The sequence below is a fragment of the Paenibacillus lactis genome, from assembly GCF_017873605.1.
Taxonomy (GTDB): domain Bacteria; phylum Bacillota; class Bacilli; order Paenibacillales; family Paenibacillaceae; genus Paenibacillus_AQ; species Paenibacillus_AQ lactis.
The window spans coordinates 249,300-268,289 of the sequence record NZ_JAGGKI010000004.1; the positions used below are offsets into that span (position 1 = coordinate 249,300).

Consider the following 18,990-nt stretch of genomic DNA (forward strand, 5'->3'; position numbering starts at 1 on the left):
ACACTAGCACTCTAGCATTATAGCACATATTGGAGAAAGAATCAGTTTTATGCCAGATTTCATGGCATGACCAGGAAAATGACAAAAAAAAACCGCCTTCATCCGAAGACGGCCGCACATAGTGCAATATTTTGGATAGGAGTGGAGAGAAACCATACTGTACTTTTATTATATGTATACGTTTTCATTTTGTCAATACTGTAAACGTATTTATTTGCGGTTGTTTAAAAACAACCGCAGCAGCTATTGATAAACGGGATGCCCTTTCGATAACAGCAGCTCCTTCGCCCGTTCCTGATCCACTTCGTTCCGGAAGGACAGCCTCATTACACCCGGCACGTCTTCCCGGCTTTCGATGATTTGAATATTGCTCAGGTTGATGCTGTTGGCCCCGAGCTCGGTCGCAATGCGTCCGATAATTCCCGGATGGTCAGGCACATCCAGATACAAGTCATATTGGGATACAATCATGCCTTTACGTCTTTCCGGCAGCACGCTGCGGAATTCGCCCGCTCTGCGGAAGGCCTCTTCTATGGCAGGTCCGTCGCCAACCTCCAGCATGTCCATAAAGCGCTGTATTCCCTCGTTCCAATCACGCAGCAGCGGCAGCATGACGCTTCGGTTATTCAGCAGAATATCCCGCCAAACGACCGGGTCGCTCGATGCAATCCGCGTAATATCGCGGAAGCCTCCGGCAGCCAGTGTGCGGTACAGCGCATTATCGTCGTTATAAGCGCTGATCTGATTGACAAGCGCAACGGCAATGATATGAGGCAGATGACTGATGGCGCCCACAATTTCATCATGCAGCCGAGGCTCTACCCGTACGATATGTGCCCGGGTATGTGCCAGAAGACGTGCAAGAGTATCCAGTTTCTCCTCCGGGACGTTATCCGCCGGGGTAAGCACATAGTACGCATTTTCGAACAGCAGCGTCGAAGCCGCCCCGACGCCGGAGCGCTCCGAACCGGCCATCGGATGTCCGCCGATAAAGCAGGCATCCTTTAGCTCAAGCTGTGAGGCGCACTCGGCAATGCTTGCTTTGGTGCTTCCCACATCGGTTATGATACAGCCGGGCTTTAATTGAATTTCGTTCAACTGTTTCAGATAGTATTCCAGGCTGCCCACCGGAACGCAGAGGAATATAACGTCTGCGTCCCGGGCTGCCTCCTCCACTGATAACGTAACATGGTCTACTACGCCTTTGGCCCTTACCTGATCGGCGTAAGCTTCGGTATGCGCGTAACCCGTAACGGTGATCCCCGGCTTGCCTTTAAAGCATAATGCCAACGATCCGCCGATCAAGCCGACACCAAATATGGATATATGCATGGTCATGTTCTCTCACTCGTTTCAAACTGCGATGTTTAGCTGATTATGGTTATTTCCAATCTGTTCCTTAAATGTTATACTACAGGACTCACTTCAGCGATTACCTGCTCAAGCGCCCCGATAAAGGCATCGTTCTGTTCCTTCGACCCGACCGTCACCCGAATCCAATTCGGATACCGCTCGAATCCCGGGCGGACGATGATGCCTTTTCTGAGGAGGGACTGGAAGACATCCTTTCCGGATCTTCTCACATCGATCATGATGAAGTTGCCGTGTGCCGGGAAATACGACAGCCCGAGACGGTCCAGTTCTCCTTGAATATACTTGATCCCTTCTTCATTCCGCTTGCGGCACTCGGCCACGAACGCTTGATCCTTCAGTGCAGCCTTAGCCGCTGCCTGGGCAAGACGACCCGTATTAAACGGCTCCCGGACACGGTTGATGAGGGAGATCACCTCTTCTTGAGCAACCCCATATCCGATCCGCAGCGCCGCCAACCCGTAAATCTTGGAGAAGGTGCGAAGGATGACCAGATTCGGGTAGCGACCCATCAGCGGGATGCTGTTCGGGTACGAAGCGTCGGTAACATATTCGAAATAAGCTTCATCGAGAACGACCATAATGTGCTCAGGAACGGAGTCCAGAAACTGTACAAGCTCCGTCTCCGAAACAATGGTGCCGGTCGGGTTGTTCGGATTGCATACCCAGATGATTTTGGTCTTATCCGTGATCGCGTCAAGCATGCCTTGGAGGTCGTGCTTTCCATCGACAAGCGGAACTTCAATGCTGACGGCACCTTCAATCTCGGCGTTGGTTTTATATACCGAAAAAGTCTGATCGGCCATGATCGTTTCGTCGCCGGGAACGAGGAACGCCCGGATAATGAGCGCGATGATCTCATCGGAGCCGCAGCCGAAAATAATCTGAGGGCTTGCAACGTTCAAATGCTCCGCCAGCGCAGCTGTCAATTCCGCTGCACTGCCGTCCGGATACAGGCTGAGCGTTTCCAGCTCCGCCGTGATCGCTTCTCTAGCAAGCGGCGAGCAGCCGTATGGATTTTCGTTCGAAGCCAGCTTGATCACGCGATCCAGCCCAAGCTCCTTCTTCACCTCTTCGATCGGTTTTCCCGGCTGATAGACGGGAAGATCCACGATTTGCGCTTTTGGTTTCATTTGATATTCGCCTCACCTTTCATATCTATCTCTACAACTTAACTCTGTAAACACCCTATCGGTCAAGGGCAAGCTTCGCACCTTTTAATTGTGCCACAAATTGTCCGATTTGCGAAAGCCCTTGGCTGCGGGTCTCCTCACAATCCAGCAGCGGAATATTCGATTCGATCGTACGCACGATGGCGCTGCCGACAACGACGCCGTCACAGATCTTGGAGAATCTGGCCACCTGCTCCCCCGTAGAAATACCGAAGCCGATCGCGATCGGCACACGGCTGTATTCCTTTACCGTCTCAAGGAACGCCTCTACGCCGGAATAGAAATCCGTACGTTCGCCCGTTACTCCGAGCGAGGATACGCAATATACGAAACCGGTCGCCTCCGACAGGATGGTAGCGATCCGCTCATGGGAGGTCGGAGCAACTAACGGAATGAGGTGAACCCCCGCCGCCGCTGCACGGGTTCGGATCTCCGACGATTCCTCCACGGGCAGATCCGGTATGATCAGGCCGCTGATATCGTGCTTTAGCACCTCCTCGAAGAATGTGCCCAGCCCCATCTGCAGCACCGGATTATAATAAGTGAACAGGATGAAAGGCAATTGGCTGCCGCGTTCCCGAGCCTTCAGCGCGATGTCCATGCAGGTCCGGATCGTGACTTTGTTCTTGAGCGCCCGCTCGGAAGCCCGCTGGATCACCGGTCCGTCCGCCAGCGGATCCGAATACGGCACGCCCAGCTCAATGATGTCGGCGCCGGCGCTTTCGAGCTCGGCGATGATGTCCAGGGTCGTTTCCGGGTCGGGATCGCCAACGGTCAGATATGGGATGAGCGCCGTTTTGTTGTGCAATTTCAATGTTTCAAACGTCTGATCGATCCGGTTCATATCGTCTTCCCTCCCGTGTATGCCATAATGGACTCTACGTCCTTGTCCCCGCGACCCGACAAATTGATGACGATCAGGTCCTCCTCGGTCCATTGCGGGGCCATCTTCACGGCTTGCGCCAGCGCATGCGCGGACTCCAGCGCCGGAATGATCCCCTCGGTCCGGCACAGCAGCTGCAGGGCTTCAAGCGCCTCCGCGTCCGTGATCGGCTCATATTGAACCCGCTCGATATCCTTCAAATACGAGTGCTCCGGGCCGACGCCCGGGTAATCCAAGCCGGCCGAGATCGAATGGGCCTCCTGAACCTGGCCGTACTCATCCTGGAGCAGATAGCTCATCGAGCCTTGGAATACGCCCTGGGTCCCCTTGGTCATCGTAGCCGCATGGAACTCGGTCTCAACCCCTTTGCCGGCCGCCTCGACGCCGATCAGGCGGACCTCGCTATCCTCCAGGAACGGATAGAACATACCGATTGCATTGCTGCCGCCGCCGACCGGTGCCAAAATCATGCTCGGCAGCCGGCCTTCGCTCTCCAGAATCTGCCTGCGCGTCTCGTCTCCGATGATTCGCTGGAAATTGCGAACCATCATCGGGTACGGATGCGGTCCCACAGCCGATCCGAGCACGTAGAACGTGTCCTCCACGTTGCTGACCCAGTATCGGAGCGCTTCGTTGCCGGCATCCTTCAGCGTGCGGCTGCCGGACGTTACCGGTATAACCTCGGCTCCGAGCATTTTCATTCGGAACACGTTAAGCTGCTGCCGCTTCGTGTCTTCTTCGCCCATAAACACTTTGCATTCCAGTCCAAGCAGCGCAGCCACGGTGGCCGTCGCCACTCCATGCTGGCCGGCGCCGGTCTCTGCGATTACCTTCGTCTTGCCCATCCGTTTGGCAAGTACGCCTTGGGCAATGGCATTATTAATTTTATGGGCGCCCGTATGGTTCAGGTCCTCCCGCTTCAAATAAATTTTCGCCTTGCCGAGATGACGGCTGAACCGCTCGGCGTAATACAGCGGCGTCTCCCTCCCGGAATACTGCTTCAGCAGATAGGCAATCTCCTCCTTGAAATCAGCATCCTCCGCATAGCGGTTATACTCCTGTTCCAGCTCGATTAAGGCGTTCATCAGCGTTTCCGGCACAAACCGTCCGCCAAATACCCCGAAACGTCCATTGACGTCAGGCAGCTTTGTTCTCATATGCCCTTCACCCTTTCCACGAATGCTTTCACTTTCTGTATGTCCTTCACGCCCGGCTCTCTCTCGACGCCGCTGGATACATCCACGCCATCGGGAGCGTACCGGCTGATTAATTGCGGTACATTATCCGCATCGAGCCCTCCGGCCACGAAGAGCGGAATTCCATGCTTCTTGGCCCAGTCTTGGTATGGTGGAATGATATCCCAGGCGAATGTCTTGCCCGATCCCCCGCCATATTCCGGATCGAAGGTATCGACGAGCAGGCCGTCAATGCAGCCTGCATACGAGTCCAGCGCAGCCATTCGTGCTTCATCGCTCTTCTCCCCGCCGATCGATACCACTTTAAAAACGGAAACCGGGAAGCGCTCCTTCACTTCCCGGCAAAATTGCGGCGTTTCCTGACCGTGCAGCTGTATGACGTCAAGCGGGGCATGCGAAAGCAGCTCCTCAAGCTCGCTCCAATCAGGATTAACCAACACGCCGACGGCGGCGGGTGCCTGTCCCGGGCTCCACTCCTTTAATATGCCGATCAGCTCCCCGGCCTGCTGAGGCGTCACCTTCCGCCGGCTCTTGGCAAATACAAATCCGATATAATCCACAGGTAAGTTTATCATAGATTTTAGCACTTCAACGCTTTGAAGTCCACATATTTTTACGGCCGTATCTTTCATCCAGCTGCTCCCCTTTACTCCGAGTCAGCGGCCACCGGCAGCGGTCCCATCAAATCATTCACGGCACGGAAAACATCCGGCTGTCTCATGAAATGTTCTCCGACCAGCACGCCATGCGCGCCAACATAATGCAAATACGAGATATCCGCAGGCCGCGATATGCCGCTCTCACTGATAAGCGTCACGCCTTTAGGCACCTCGCCTGCCAGATCGGCCGTCGTTTCCAGCGAGGTTTCGAATGTACGCAAATTCCGATTGTTAATGCCGATCAAAGACGGATTCAGCTTAAGGACCGTCTGGAGCTCCTCGCGGTCATGGACCTCAATCAAGCAGTCAATTCCTAGAGAAGCGGCCAGGTCCATAAAATCCGCCATTCGTTCCTGCGTAAGAATTGCAGCAATGAGCAGGATCGCATCGGCGCCAAGCAAGCGCGCTTCATAAATTTGCGTCTCGTCGATAATGAAATCCTTGCGAAGCAGAGGCAAACGGACGGCCTCGCGAACGGCCTTTAAATATTCTCCGCTCCCCTGAAAGTACTCCCGATCCGTCAGGACGGAAAGGCAATCGGCATCGGCGGCCTCGTAGGCCTTCGCGATCATGACCGGATCAAAATCGGGCCGGATCAACCCCTTGGACGGCGAAGCCTTTTTCACTTCGGCGATCAAGCCCATGCTGCGTTTGCGTCCTTCCGCAAGCGCCCTAGCAAATCCGCGAGTCGGCGGCAGCTCCTGAATCCGGCTTTCCGCTTCCGCAGCGGAAAATGTTTCGCGCAGCTTCGCGACCTCCTGCTTCTTCGTGGCTACGATTCGATCAAGATACATAGCTTAATTCCCCCGTCCGTATAATAAGCTGCTCCAGTTTTGCCTGGGCAAGCCCTGAATCAATAGCGTGCGCAGCCTGCTGCACACCTTCCTTCAGACTGTCGGCGAGCCCGGATACGTAGATGCAGGCTCCCGCATTCGCCAGGACGATATCCCGGTACGCGCTTTTCTCTCCACGGAGCACCGAGCCGATAATCGCGGCATTTTCTTTGGCGTCACCGCCGAGAATCGCGTCCATCGGATGGACCTGCAAACCAAGGTCGGCAGGATGTATATCATAGGTCCGCACTTCTCCGCCCCGAAGCTCGGATACTCGGGTCGGAGCCGAAACGCTGATTTCATCCAAACCGTCATGGCTTGTGACAACCATCGCTCTCTTCAATCCGAGCTCCTTCAGCACATGGGCGATCGTTTCCGTCTTGCTCATGTCATATATCCCGAGCATCTGCCGGTCCGCCCCTGCCGGATTCGTCAGCGGCCCCAGCATATTGAACACCGTCCGGACCCCCAGCTCCTTCCGCGGCGCGGCCGCATGCTTCATCGACGGATGGTAGATCTGGGCGAACAGGAAGCAGATGCCGATATCGTCAAGGCAAGCCTTGGCCTGCTCCGGCGTCAGGTGAATGTTTACCCCCAGCGCTTCCAGCACGTCCGCGCTCCCGGCCCGCCCGGAGGCGGAGCGGTTGCCGTGCTTCGCCACCCGGACCGATACCGAGGAGGATATGATGGCCGATACCGTTGAAATGTTGAATTTATGAATGCCCGATCCCCCGGTTCCGCAAGTGTCCAGCAGCCGGTTGCGCTCCGTGACGACTCGCCCGCCGGCTCCTCTCATCGCCTCGGCAAAGCCGGTGATTTCATCGACAGTCTCCCCTTTGATCCGCAGGGCGGTCAGCAGTCCTCCGATTTGAGAAGGAGTGGCCAGCCCGTCCATAATGGACTGCATCACCCCGCGCGCTTCTTCACGGCTCAGGTCTTGGCCTTCAATCAGCTTGGAAATGCTGGATTGCATCGGTTCCATAACGTTCATCTCATTCTCCTCCTCTGAGTTAAGGTGTGTATTGATACAGATAATCCTGGTTAATGAAATCCTCAGCGCCGCTGTTTGCCGGGAACATCGCTTCCGCCACCCGGATCGCTTTCAGCATCCCTTTGGCTTTATTGACCGTCTCCTCATACTCCTTCTCGGGTATGGAGTCCCATACGATGCCGGCGCCGGCCTGAACATATGCTTTTCCCCCGCGGAATATAATCGTCCGGATGGTAATGCAGGAATCCATGTTGCCGCCAAAGCCGAGATATCCGATCGCTCCGGCATAAACGCCCCTGGCTTCCCGCTCCAGCTCCGCAATGATCTCCATCGCTCTCAGCTTCGGCGCGCCTGACACGGTTCCGGCCGGAAGGCACGAAAGGAACGCATCGAAGAAGTCCTTATTCTCGCCGAGGCGTCCAGAGACCCCGGATACCATGTGCATCACATGCGAGTATTTTTCAATCTCCATAAAGGTGTCGCATTTCACCGAGCCGAATTCCGACACGCGCCCGAGGTCGTTTCGCCCCAGATCCACCAGCATCAGATGTTCCGCCCGCTCCTTCTCGTCCTGCAGCAGCTCCTCCGCCAGCAGCTGATCCTCGGCTTCGTCGATGCCTCTTGGCCGGGTTCCTGCAATCGGTCTCGTCTCTACGCGCCGGCCGTCAACCTTGACCAGAGCTTCCGGGGAGGTTCCCACGATAATGTCATCGTCCAATTTGAGGTAATACATATACGGCGAAGGGTTCAGCGTGCGGAGCACGCGATAGACGTGAAGCGGCGATACGTCCGTCTCAATATGAAACCGCTGGGACAGCACGACCTGAAAAATATCGCCCGCCCGAATATACTCCTTCGCCTTCTCTACGTTGTCCATGTATTTCTCTTTGGTCATGTTCGATTGAATATCTCCCAGCTCGATATCTGCCGGGATGCTTCTGGAATTTACATTCTCCCTCGGCCCGTCTTCCTGCAGCTGCTCCGCTGCCGCCTCGAGCTTGCGCCGTACATGGTCATACTTCTGACGGATGTCCTCGTCCGTATCTCCAGGCTTGATGTGCACGTTGCCGATGAGCATGATCTGCTGCTTCACGTGGTCGAACACGATCACCTGGTCACAGAACATGAACCTGATATCATCCATGCCCAAATCGTCCAGCGCATGGGCCGGCAGCTTCTCGTAGTACTGCAGGAGATCGTATCCGAAGAATCCGATCGCCCCGCCTGTAAACGGAGGCATATCCTTGAGCTGCGGGCTGCGGTACTTTCGCAGAAGCGCCTTGAGCTCCTCTACCGGCTTTCCCTTTAGCACGGAACGCTCGCCGTTCATTTCGATTTCGATGCCGCCTTTTTTGCCCCGAATCATCAAGAAGGGATCTGTTCCGATGAACGAATAGCGCGCCCATTGCACGCCGCCCTCTACGCTTTCAAGTAAAAATGCCCGCTTCCGCTCCGCATACCGCTGAAATAAGCGAATCGGCGTCTCCATGTCGGCCAACAGCCGGATCGCTACCGGAATCAGATTATATTCGCCTGCCATTGCCACCACTTGCTCCATCGATGGATGTGCCATGCCAAACCCTCCTTCATGATTATCAAATACAAAAAAAAACCTCTACCGAAGTAGAGGTTTGGTTCGTCTGCATATGAGAATTGTTTATTAAGAGCACGGTACAGAAATCCCCAAAGGCTTCACCAAATCCAATGCCGTGCTGTTCGTATACCTGACGCGTCATAGAATACGGCATCTGCCGGCATCCCTTCCGCACAAGGTAGAATAGCCCAATCATCATCAATGAACCACGGATTCCTAATCCCGATATGAAATTGCCTAGGATGCTTAACTCTGCTCTTCTCAACTCAACTCATCTGTGAAACCTAAACTCTACTCAGCTATATTCTGATACCACTATACAGGATGATGGCGGTAATCTGCAACCCTTAATTTTGCTTGTCGGCGCCCGCGCCGGACAAATCCGGGCGAAGCCGCTTCGCTTCGTTCAAATACACATGCTTGATCTCGCTCTGGCTCTTGTCGGTATTGACCTGCACCATGAAGCGGATACAGCGCGGAAGACTGCCCTTCACCGGTATTTCGACGGAGCACATCAAAGGCACGAGGTCCCAGCCCTCCAGCTGGCGGATGGCGCGAGCAGGGAACGCCGCGTCCAAATCCTGCGTCATCGTAATCCAGATGTTGCTTATATATTCCGGCTGAAGGTCGTTGCGCCTAACGATCTCTTCCAACAGGCGGAGCGTCTCCTGCAAAATCTCCTGCTCTTCATTGCGGGTCACCGTCGTGGCTCCCCGGATTCCCCGATTCATCATGTATTAACCTCTCCCTTCAGCTGTTCAACGACCGTTCGAACAGCATCGACCGGTACATCCTTGACGATGCTGACTGACCCGATGGCCTCGGGGACGATAAACACCATCCGGCCTTCGGCGAATTTCTTGTCGTGCTGCATCGCGTCCATAATGTCCTCGACCTTGATATCGGCAGGAAGCGTCACCGGGAGATTCAATGCCTGCAGCATGCCGACCGTCTCGGCATACAGGCTCTGGTCTCTTCCCAGCATGCCGGCCAGCTTAGCCGAGCCGGCCATTCCGATCGCAATCGCCTCCCCGTGAAGGAAACGCCCGTAACCGCCGACTGCTTCAATCGCATGGCCGATCGTGTGGCCCAAATTCAGAATGGCGCGAAGGCCGCCTTCCCGCTCGTCCTTGGAGACGACATCGGCTTTAATGGCACAGCCACGCTCCAAGCCGTAGATCAATGTTTCCGGTACAAGGGCGAGCAGCTCCTCGGCATGCTCCCTGCACCAATACGCGAAATCACGGTCCAAAATGAGTCCGTGCTTCACCATTTCGGCGAGCCCGGACGAGACCTCGCGCGGCGGGAGTGACTTCAGCGTATCCACGTCGTAGAGCACCATCGCCGGCTGGTGGAAGGCACCGATCATGTTTTTGGCAAGCGGGTGGTTGACCGCAACCTTGCCGCCCACGCTGCTGTCATGGGCGAGAATGGTCGTCGGGATCTGCACGAACGTGACTCCGCGCATATACGTAGCCGCAACGAAGCCGGCTAGATCGCCGACGACGCCTCCGCCGAGGGCAAACACCGCCGAGCTGCGGTCCAGCTTACCGCGGATCGCGGTCGTCATGACCTCTTCATACACTTGCAGCGATTTGGAGGATTCCCCGGACGGTACGGTATGCGTAACAACCGAATAGCCTTCCGACACCAGCGCTTGTTCTACCTGGGCCAAGTAATGAGGCGCCACCTTGTCATCCGTCACGATCAGCTGGGGGCTCTTGACGCTAATGCCGTGCTTTCTGCTCAGTTCACCGATCGAATCCAAAATCCCGGAGCCGATGTAAATGGGGTATGAGCGCTCTCCCAATTCAACTCGCAGCGTCCTCATCTTAGTAGCTCTCCAGCTGCTTCAGGTAGTTTTGGTAATTCGCATGGATCTCCTCCATCGAATCGCCGCCGAATTTCTCCAGGAACGCTTTTGCTACCTCCCAAGTCACCACATGCTCCATGACGACGCTAGCCGCAGGAACCGCGCATGCATCCGAGCGTTCCACCTGGGCGGTAAAAGGCTCCTTCGTATCGATATCCACGCTTTGAAGCGGCTTGTACAGCGTCGGGATCGGCTTCATGACGCCGCGGACAACGATCGGCATGCCGTTGGTCATCCCGCCTTCGAAGCCGCCCAAGCGGTTGGTTGCGCGGTAGTAGCCGCGCTCCTCGCTGTACATGATCTCATCATGCACTTGGGAACCGCGAAGCTCTCCGGCTTCGAATCCGATGCCGACCTCGACGCCCTTAAAGGCATTAATCGACATCACGCCCTGGGCGATGCGGCCGTCAAGCTTGCGGTCATACTGCACATGACTGCCAAGACCGACCGGCAATCCCTCGATAATGCACTCGACGACGCCGCCGATGGAATCGCCCTCCTGCTTGATCTGGTCAATGTAGGCTTCCATCTTCTTCTCCGTCTCCGCGTCAACGACCCGGACCGAGGAGGCCTCCGTGCGCTCGATCAGCTCGTCAATCGGGAGACTGTGCGGAGGCGCCTCAATCTCGCCGATTCGGATGACCTGTCCCGCTACCTTCACGCCGAACTGCTCCAGAAACTGTCTGGCGATGGCGCCGACGGCTACCCGTACGGTCGTCTCCCGCGCGCTGGAGCGCTCCAGCACGTTGCGCAAATCCTTCAGATTATATTTCAGCCCGCCGTTCAGATCCGCATGGCCGGGTCTTGGGCGGTGCACACGCCGCTTCGCTTCGTCATTGCCTTCGATCGGCTCCACGTTCATGATGTTTCTCCAGTGCGTCCAGTCCTTGTTCTCCACGACAAGCGCAACCGGCGCACCGGTCGTATATCCGTGGCGCACCCCCCCGAGAATCTGGGCCGTATCCTTCTCGATCTGCATGCGGCGTCCGCGGCCGTACCCCTTCTGGCGCCGGTGCAGCTGAAAATTCAGCGCATCGAAATCGATCTTCATATTGCTCGGAAGCCCTTCGATAATCGTAGTCAGCTGAGGCCCGTGCGTTTCTCCCGCCGTTAGAAAACGTAAACTCATGATGCTTTTCCCCCTTTAAACTTTTAAGCGTTAAAACGCTAAAATCCGTAAATATCTTCTGATCATTATAGTATAGCTAATACGCTTTGACAAGAATCCCTCTATACAGCAAAAGCGCCTCTCATCCCCGGATGGAAAAGCGCTTCGCCTATACGGTCAGCCTGCTCGCAATAGCGATGCGGGCCATGATTGGATGTTATCGATCCTTATGCCGGCTGTTCGCTCCGGCTGCCGCTTCGCACACAGTGAACTAGAGCTTCCGGTAAAAAAACGTTTCGTTGCTCTCCAAGCCGTATTGGCCCGGATTGAAGATTTGCTCGGTGCTGCCCACAAACAGAAATCCGCCGGGCTTCAAACTTGCAGCAAACTTCATATACAGCTTATGCTTGGCATCCTCTGTAAAATAAATCATGACATTCCGGCACACGATCAGATCGAAGCCGGTCTCGAACCGGTCCGTCAACAGGTTCTGCTTCTGGAAAACGATCTCCTTCTTCAAGCTGTCGCTGAACCGGTACAAGGCGCCTTCTTCCGTGAAATACCGTGAGGCTACCTCCGGCGGCACGTCCTTTAACGAGCGCTCAAGATACATTCCTTCCTTCGCCTTCTGCAGCGCCCCCTCATCGATATCGGTTGCCATAATGCGCGCCCGGTTCAGCAGCTTCTTCTCCGCCAAGATCATCGCCAGGGTATACGGCTCCTCGCCCGTGGAGCAGGCAGCGCTCCACAGCTTAAGCGTACCCGGGTTCTGCTCGGTAATCGAGGGCAGGATCTTCTCTTTCAAAATTTCCCACCGGTTCGGGTTCCGCCAAAACTCTGACACGTTGATCGTCATCCTGTCCAGAAATTCATGAAATAGCGGCTTGTCCTTCATCATCGCTTCATAAAATGCCGCAAAGGTCGAGTAGCCCTTCTTGTTGCGCAGCGTCGTCAGCCGCCGTTTCATCTGCGCTTCTTTGTAATCCGCCAGATTAATTCCCGTGCTCCGCTCGATGCTGCGAACAAAGCCGACATAATCCTGGTCCTCCGGCAATAATCCATGTTCCGTCATCTTATCATCCTGTTACTGTAAATTATTATAATTTGCTTAACTTCCGCTTATCGGCTACAGCCAAGGAGCAAGCGTTTTCTCATATTGAACGAGCTCCGACTCATCGAAAAAGTTGGCGATCTCGCGCTTAGCGCTTTCAGGCGAATCCGATCCGTGGATCAGATTATGCGGCGTGTGGGAGGCGAAGTCGCCGCGGATCGTTCCCGGCTGCGCTTCCTTCACATTCGTTTTGCCGATGACCTGACGGGACAGGGCAATAATGTCATCGCCTTCCCATACCATCGCGAATACCGGTCCCGACGTAATAAAGCCGACGAGGTTATCGTAAAAATCCTTACCTTCATGCTCGGCATAATGGCGCTTCGCCTGCTCGTCCGATATCTGCAGAAACTTGCCCGCGACCATTTTGAAGCCTTTATCCTCCAAACGGCCGACAATGCGGCCGATCAGTCCCCGCTGGACACCATCCGGCTTAATCATTAAAAAAGTACGTTCCATAGCCCTCATCACTTTCCTCTCCTGCCAGGATATTGAACAATCTTATCATGCTCATGTGATGTTACATGTGTACCCTTATTTTAACAGAAAGCTTCTCGTGTCGATATGACTAATATGACCGCTTGGTTATAAAATGTGCGATATCCTTCAGCTGTTTTCTCGTCTTGATGTCCGGGAGGTCCGACAAGGCGTCAAGCGCCTTCGTAATATACCGGTCCGCCAGCGCTTCCGATCTGGCGATTCCGCTGCTCGACGTCACAAGCTTAACGGCCTCGGAGACATCGCACTGGCCGTTCATCGCATGAATGCGGTCCAGCTCCTTCAGCAGCGGCTCCCTGCGCTCGGGATCCTCGAGGGCATAGATGACCGGGAGCGTAATATTCCCTTGGCGCATGTCGCTTCCCGGCGGCTTGCCGATCTGCTTCTCGCTGCCACACAGGTCCAGCAGGTCGTCCTGGATCTGAAAAGCCATCCCGACGTTGTATCCAAAACGGTACAGACTGGCAGCGATTCTCCGGTCCGCATCGGCAGCCAGCGCTCCAAGCTGGCAGCTGATCGCGATCAGAAGAGAGGTTTTGCGCCGGATACGCAGCAGATACCTTCTGACATCCTGCGAGACGTTAAAGAAATCACGGATTTGCTCCATCTCGCCGATAGACATCTCCACCATCGCTTTCGCCAGAATCTGATGAATTTCCGGCTGCTTTAGCCGGGTGGTCAAATCCAACGCTTTGCCATATATGTAATCACCGGTGTACATAGCGATCCGATTGTCCCATTTCGCCTTCACCGTCGGCTTTCCACGGCGCGTGCTGGCATCGTCGATCACATCGTCATGCACCAGAGAAGCGCTGTGAATCAGCTCCAGGGGCACGGCGACATGCTTCAGCTTCTCAATGTCATAGCTGCCGAACTTGCCGCCCATCAGAACAAATACGGGACGAAGCCGCTTGCCGCCCGCCCGGAGCAGATGCAGCGAGGTCTCCGTCAGTTCGGGACTGTCGCCTTCGACACTGCGGTAAAGCTCTTTTTCGATGACATCCATATCTTTTTTAAGAGTTCCGAATATATCAAATCGTTTCATTTCTTCACCCGCACGCTTCGTTTCTCATTCCACAGCTCCGGCACGACGACATGATCCAGCAGGCCGAGCTCATAAGCGAATTTGAAATATAAGCGAAGTCCTTCCTGTTGTCGTTCATCAAAATCGTAGCACAGGTTCGTAAAGTAATGCTTCCAGTATGCCGCGCTTCCCCCGATCCGGCTGACAGCCTCCTCAACGATCGGGGTCAAATCGCTCAAGCTCCGTCGCTTGCTCTCAAGGAACATATCGGCGATTTCCGCCATGCCCTCCGGGTTGCGCTCCACGGCGTCCCGGTTGACCGCCCAGACGGCAAACGTCATGCTGCATCCCGTCCAATCCTTCCACCACTGGCCAAGATCCGTTCTGTAATATTCCGTATTGCTCCATGAAGCCCGGATCGCATGATCGCCGATCAGAAGGGCCGCATCCGCTTGGGCCATCATTTCGGTCAGATCCGGCTCGCAGGTGATGTAGGAGTAAGTACCGCCGAGCGATTTCTCCAATAATATTTTCAATAAGTTGATCGACGTTGCCGACGTATTCGTAAGCGCGACTTTAGCTTCCTTCAGCTGCTGAAGCGGCACCTTCGTAAACAAGAAGATCGAGTTAACCGCCCCGTCCGCGCTCACGGATAAATCCGGCAGAAGCAGCAAGCGATCCGCTACCTCCGCATAGGCGAATGAGGATAATGCGCCGATCTGGATGCTGCCCTCGTGCATTCTCCGGTTGAGCTCGGCCGGAACGGCCGCGACCATATCCGCCGGCGTGCCGAGCGCTGCAGGATCCACGTAATGAAACACGGGCCAAGCGTTGGTATAACTGATCTTGCCGATGATGGTTTTGTTGTCTTCCCCCGGCATATTAGTCACCCCATCTTTTATACAAATGATGTTCGATTCTCAAGCTGTCCAGTACTTTGCCCACCATAAAATTCACGATATCATCGAGCGTTTGCGGCCCGAAGTAAAATGCCGGCATCGCCGGAATGATCTTCACCCCGAGCCGGGCCAGCGTCAGCATGTTCTCCAGGTGGATCGCATGCAGCGGCGTTTCCCTCGGAACGAGCACGAGCGGGCGCCCTTCCTTCATCATGACGTCGGCGGCCCGTCCCATCAAATTATCGGAAGCGCCGTGGGCCACGGAAGATAATGTGCCCATGGAGCATGGCATAATGATCATGCCCTCGACCAGATAGGAGCCGCTGGCAATGGTGGCCCCGATATCAGCGATCGGATGATAAACGATCTGTCCCTCGTACCCTCCGAAACGCTCGAGAACGGCAGCCTCCCGGCTCGCCGCTTCGAAGCCCATCTCCTCCTTCAGCACACGCCATCCGGCATTCGTAATGACGAGGTGAACGTCATATCCAAGCGACAGCAGGCTTTCCGTGAGACGCACGCCGTATATGCTTCCGCTTGCGCCCGTTATTCCGACAACCCAGCTTTTTCTCCGCACGGCCTCCATCACAGGTAACGCACCACCAAATCAATCAGAGTAAAGACGAACAGGACGATGCTCAGCGTGCTGTTCATCGTAAAGAAGGCGGTCTGCAGGCGGCTCATATCGTTCGGCGACAGAATGTAATGCTGATAGAACAGAATGCCAAGAGCGATAATCATCCCGATGAGATACCACCAGCTGAGCGGTGTGATGAAAAATAGAACGATAAAGCCCAAGGCAGTAACGGCATGAAAGCCGCGGGCGAACCATAACGCGTGATGCAAGCCGAAACGGGAAGGGATCGAATACAAGCCTTCCTTCTCATCGAACTCCTGGTCCTGGCATGCATAGATCACATCGAATCCGGCCGTCCAGAACGCCAGCGCGACATAAAAGAGCAGCGCCTTCCAATCCACCTGACCTGTAACGGCGACCCAGCCTCCCAGCGGCGCAAGCGCGGTGGTCAAGCCAAGCACGACATGGCACAGCCAGGTAAAGCGCTTCGTAAAGGAATAAATAATAAGCAAAAAGATAGCGATCGGCAGCAGCCGGAAAGCAAACGGGTCCAGCTCATAGGTCGCCCAGAAAAAGACGGCGAACGATAAAATAATAAAAATGATGACTTCAAACGGTTTAAGCAGTCCAGCCGGGATGGCCCGTCCTGCTGTCCGCGGGTTTTTGGCGTCAATATATTGATCGGTTAGCCGGTTGAGTCCGAACGCGGCGCTGCGCGCTCCGAACATGGCCAGAAAAATCCATCCGATGTCTCCCCAGGAAGGCAGGTGATCGAACACCACGGCCGACCCCAGAATCGCCCCCATAAATGCGAAAGGCAGAGCAAACAAGGTATGCTCCACTTTGATCATTTCCAGATAAGTCCCAATTTTCTTAAACATTCCGATTCTCCTTGATCCCAATGTGTAAGGCTGCGATGCCACCAGTCAAGGGATAGGCCTGGACCTCCTTAAGTCCGGTCTGACGGAAAGCTTCGGCTAACTCCTCTCTGCCGGGAAACAGCTTCAGCGAGTCGGGCAGCCATTTATACTGCTCATAGCGCTTCGCCACCAGTTGTCCCATGCGTGGCAGCAGTTGTTGAAAATAGAAATAATAAAGTCCTTTGAACGGCTGCCAGGTCGGCTTGGACAGTTCCAGACATACAACCATCCCGCCCGGCTTCACCACACGCTGCATTTCGCGAAGAACCTGCATATAATCCGGAACGTTCCGCAGTCCGAAACCGATCGTCGCATAATCGAATTGATTGTCCTCGAACGGCAGTTCCATCGCATTGCCTTGCACAAGCCTAATCTGCCTCTCAAGACCGTTCCTGGCAACCTTCTCCCGGCCGACCTTCAGCATCCCCTCGCTGAAATCCAGCCCGACTATGTGTCCAGTTTCACTTGCCTGGGCCATGCTAATCGTCCAGTCGCAAGTTCCGCAGCACAAGTCAATTGCGGTATCGCCCTGGCGCATATTCATCTTCTTCATCGTGAACCTGCGCCAGGCCTTGTGTCTTCTAAAGCTGAGAATGTCATTCATCATATCGTATTTGCCGGCAATGCTCTCAAATACGGAATGGACATGCTCCTCTTTCGGCGTGCTGCCGTTACGCCGGGAATCCGGCGTCATCGTTTGTTTATCCACTGACATCACCTATCCTCCCCTTACAACAGACGAAACGGTGCCAAGCCGGTGCAGGAACGGCTCCAGCAAGCAACTGTACGGGCAATCCCCAGACCGTCCCGCAAGCAGCTGCTGCAGGTTGGCCACCGTCTCCCGCAGCTTGTCCAGGAGCCGCTCGGCAGCCTTGTACTTCAGAATCAGCTTCTTCCAATCCTTCGGGTCCGCCTTCTTCCCGACCAGCAGCCTGCGTTCCTCTTCGCTTGCCGTTTCGATCAAGTGCCAATAACTGTAGCTCCATCTTCCCGAATCCGGAGAGACGCAGCGCTTCATCTCTTGAACCAGGGTTTCGCACTGCGTGAATTCCTTCAGCAGCGTCCTCCATGTCTCGTGAACCGATTTTTCTAGCAGGGGGGTAAAAGAAAGAAACAGCTGCATATTCAGCTGTACCGTTTGCCGTAAATATTCTTCAGAAGGCACCAGCGTATCTTTCATTTTGCCATACAGGTTCATTTTCATCACATTAACACTGCTTACCGCCCGGCTCAAAAGCGAGATGACCGCAATTTCGCCCTTCTGTGCAAGAAGCTGGTAAAACCGGCTGCTGAAGTAGTCCCCGGCGAGCACCTTTAATTGACGGGAGCGCATCATGGCCTCCCCTTGGTTGCCCTCGGCAACGTCGATGCTCTCATGCGTATCAAGACCCATCTGAACCAGCGAGGCGACCAGCGCGTATAATTCTTCGAGTCCGGCAATATTTCTTCCCGAGTCCTTCAAAAATATGTATAGCAAATGAACACGGGCGTCCGGAAAGTCCGGTAGTTCCGTGTGATTCTGGATCATATCATAATTTATATATTTCTCTGCCAGTTCTGGTACGCGATACGGTTTCATCCTCAGCCTCCGTGCACTTGATGTTCTATGGTCTATTGAGCCAACAATCCAATCTATTATAACACATGTTCCGGGCACGTACATGCCTGTCACTTACTATTTTAACCGTTTCACGGACTGCTGAACTGCTTCTGCCAAAGATTCGTAAAAGTTAAATTGAGCGAGGCTGCCAAGGATGGCGGCACATCGCCGTTTCGAAGCTGGCTCAGCGCTTCTGCGTAGCGCGGCTCCCAGGATTCTCTGTTCATATTCGAAGCAAGAAGCAGATACCGCTTCCCGCCCCAGCGATCGATCGCGATCACTCTCAAGTACAGCTGCCTCACATTATCCGTTCCTTCGAACGCGAAGGACATAATGCCGGCGATATCCTCATACACGTCGCCGACGTCCTCCCCGGGATCACTCAGCTTGATATCCATCGTCAGTGAGCCGTCATCATAATCCGCCCGGCTTATTTTAAGATGAAGCGGAAGATTCATCAGCGAGTCGACCAAGCCGGCATCCGTCAGCTCACGGCTGTGATAAGGGACCGCAGCGGTGACCGTCTCGATTTTTTGGCGCGCATGCGACTTTAACTCCAGCAGGATGACGAGCATCATGAATGCGATCGCGGCCGGTACAAGCACAGCCCGTACAATTTGCCATTGCCTCATGTCGAATACCCCCTAGCCTTAGTTTCTTCCGCTCCTCTTAAGTCCATAC

At 54.7% G+C, this 18,990-nt stretch carries 20 protein-coding genes; all 20 read right to left on the reverse strand.

Going from position 1 to position 18,990, the window contains the following annotated elements:
* Window positions 1-243: 243 nt before the first annotated feature.
* The 20 genes from J2Z18_RS09740 to J2Z18_RS09835 all read right to left on the reverse strand — a co-directional run bounded on the left by J2Z18_RS09740 (window position 244) and on the right by J2Z18_RS09835 (window position 18,941).
* Window positions 244-1,332, reverse strand: coding sequence for a prephenate dehydrogenase (locus tag J2Z18_RS09740; protein WP_208604295.1), 1,089 nt, complete (start codon window positions 1,330-1,332; stop codon window positions 244-246).
* Between the two features lie 74 nt (window positions 1,333-1,406).
* Window positions 1,407-2,504: a histidinol-phosphate transaminase gene (hisC, locus tag J2Z18_RS09745; protein ID WP_007129835.1), complete on the reverse strand. Its 1,098-nt coding sequence runs from the start codon at window positions 2,502-2,504 to the stop codon at window positions 1,407-1,409.
* Window positions 2,505-2,559: 55 nt separating this feature from the next.
* On the reverse strand, window positions 2,560-3,387 hold the full coding sequence (trpA, locus tag J2Z18_RS09750; RefSeq protein ID WP_007129834.1) for a tryptophan synthase subunit alpha: 828 nt from the start codon (window positions 3,385-3,387) through the stop codon (window positions 2,560-2,562).
* The gene (gene trpB, locus J2Z18_RS09755; RefSeq protein WP_007129833.1) at window positions 3,384-4,583 is read right to left on the reverse strand and encodes a tryptophan synthase subunit beta; all 1,200 of its coding nucleotides are present in this window, start codon (window positions 4,581-4,583) and stop codon (window positions 3,384-3,386) included. Before trpB ends, trpA begins: the two co-directional genes overlap by 4 nt.
* Window positions 4,580-5,254: a phosphoribosylanthranilate isomerase gene (locus J2Z18_RS09760; protein WP_007129832.1), complete on the reverse strand. Its 675-nt coding sequence runs from the start codon at window positions 5,252-5,254 to the stop codon at window positions 4,580-4,582. The genes trpB and J2Z18_RS09760 overlap by 4 nt, the downstream gene beginning before the upstream one ends.
* Window positions 5,255-5,268: 14 nt before the next feature.
* Window positions 5,269-6,075 carry an indole-3-glycerol phosphate synthase TrpC gene (gene trpC, locus J2Z18_RS09765; protein ID WP_007129831.1) on the reverse strand — a complete coding sequence of 269 codons (807 nt, stop codon included), beginning with the start codon at window positions 6,073-6,075 and terminating at the stop codon, window positions 5,269-5,271.
* Complete coding sequence (gene trpD / locus J2Z18_RS09770) at window positions 6,065-7,105, reverse strand: anthranilate phosphoribosyltransferase (RefSeq protein ID WP_007129830.1); 1,041 nt, start codon at window positions 7,103-7,105, stop codon at window positions 6,065-6,067. The genes trpC and trpD overlap by 11 nt, the downstream gene beginning before the upstream one ends.
* A gap of 19 nt (window positions 7,106-7,124) precedes the next feature.
* On the reverse strand, window positions 7,125-8,678 hold the full coding sequence (trpE, locus tag J2Z18_RS09775; protein ID WP_007129829.1) for an anthranilate synthase component I: 1,554 nt from the start codon (window positions 8,676-8,678) through the stop codon (window positions 7,125-7,127).
* Between the two features lie 368 nt (window positions 8,679-9,046).
* A complete protein-coding gene (gene aroH / locus J2Z18_RS09780; protein WP_007129828.1) occupies window positions 9,047-9,433 on the reverse strand; it encodes a chorismate mutase in 387 nt (128 codons plus the stop codon).
* Window positions 9,430-10,530, reverse strand: a complete 1,101-nt coding sequence (gene aroB, locus J2Z18_RS09785) for a 3-dehydroquinate synthase (RefSeq protein WP_007129827.1) — start codon at window positions 10,528-10,530, stop codon at window positions 9,430-9,432. The genes aroH and aroB overlap by 4 nt, the downstream gene beginning before the upstream one ends.
* A gap of 1 nt (window position 10,531) precedes the next feature.
* Entirely contained in the window at window positions 10,532-11,701 is a 1,170-nt protein-coding gene (gene aroC, locus J2Z18_RS09790; protein ID WP_007129826.1) for a chorismate synthase, read from the reverse strand.
* Window positions 11,702-11,951: 250 nt separating this feature from the next.
* Window positions 11,952-12,752, reverse strand: a complete 801-nt coding sequence (locus J2Z18_RS09795) for a CheR family methyltransferase (RefSeq protein ID WP_007129825.1) — start codon at window positions 12,750-12,752, stop codon at window positions 11,952-11,954.
* A 54-nt stretch (window positions 12,753-12,806) separates the two neighbouring features.
* A complete protein-coding gene (gene ndk, locus J2Z18_RS09800; protein ID WP_028403634.1) occupies window positions 12,807-13,250 on the reverse strand; it encodes a nucleoside-diphosphate kinase in 444 nt (147 codons plus the stop codon).
* Between the two features lie 109 nt (window positions 13,251-13,359).
* The gene (locus J2Z18_RS09805; RefSeq protein WP_007129823.1) at window positions 13,360-14,334 is read right to left on the reverse strand and encodes a polyprenyl synthetase family protein; all 975 of its coding nucleotides are present in this window, start codon (window positions 14,332-14,334) and stop codon (window positions 13,360-13,362) included.
* Entirely contained in the window at window positions 14,331-15,194 is an 864-nt protein-coding gene (locus tag J2Z18_RS09810) for a menaquinone biosynthesis protein (protein WP_007129822.1), read from the reverse strand. The genes J2Z18_RS09805 and J2Z18_RS09810 overlap by 4 nt, the downstream gene beginning before the upstream one ends.
* Before the next feature lies 1 nt (window position 15,195).
* The gene (locus tag J2Z18_RS09815; protein WP_007129821.1) at window positions 15,196-15,798 is read right to left on the reverse strand and encodes a UbiX family flavin prenyltransferase; all 603 of its coding nucleotides are present in this window, start codon (window positions 15,796-15,798) and stop codon (window positions 15,196-15,198) included.
* Window positions 15,798-16,670 carry a UbiA-like polyprenyltransferase gene (locus J2Z18_RS09820; RefSeq protein ID WP_007129820.1) on the reverse strand — a complete coding sequence of 291 codons (873 nt, stop codon included), beginning with the start codon at window positions 16,668-16,670 and terminating at the stop codon, window positions 15,798-15,800. Before J2Z18_RS09820 ends, J2Z18_RS09815 begins: the two co-directional genes overlap by 1 nt.
* Window positions 16,663-17,424, reverse strand: coding sequence for a demethylmenaquinone methyltransferase (locus J2Z18_RS09825; RefSeq protein WP_007129819.1), 762 nt, complete (start codon window positions 17,422-17,424; stop codon window positions 16,663-16,665). The genes J2Z18_RS09820 and J2Z18_RS09825 overlap by 8 nt, the downstream gene beginning before the upstream one ends.
* Before the next feature lie 3 nt (window positions 17,425-17,427).
* Window positions 17,428-18,288, reverse strand: a complete 861-nt coding sequence (locus J2Z18_RS09830) for a heptaprenyl diphosphate synthase component 1 (protein WP_007129818.1) — start codon at window positions 18,286-18,288, stop codon at window positions 17,428-17,430.
* A gap of 110 nt (window positions 18,289-18,398) precedes the next feature.
* Entirely contained in the window at window positions 18,399-18,941 is a 543-nt protein-coding gene (locus tag J2Z18_RS09835; protein ID WP_007129817.1) for a hypothetical protein, read from the reverse strand.
* Window positions 18,942-18,990 lie beyond the last annotated feature (49 nt).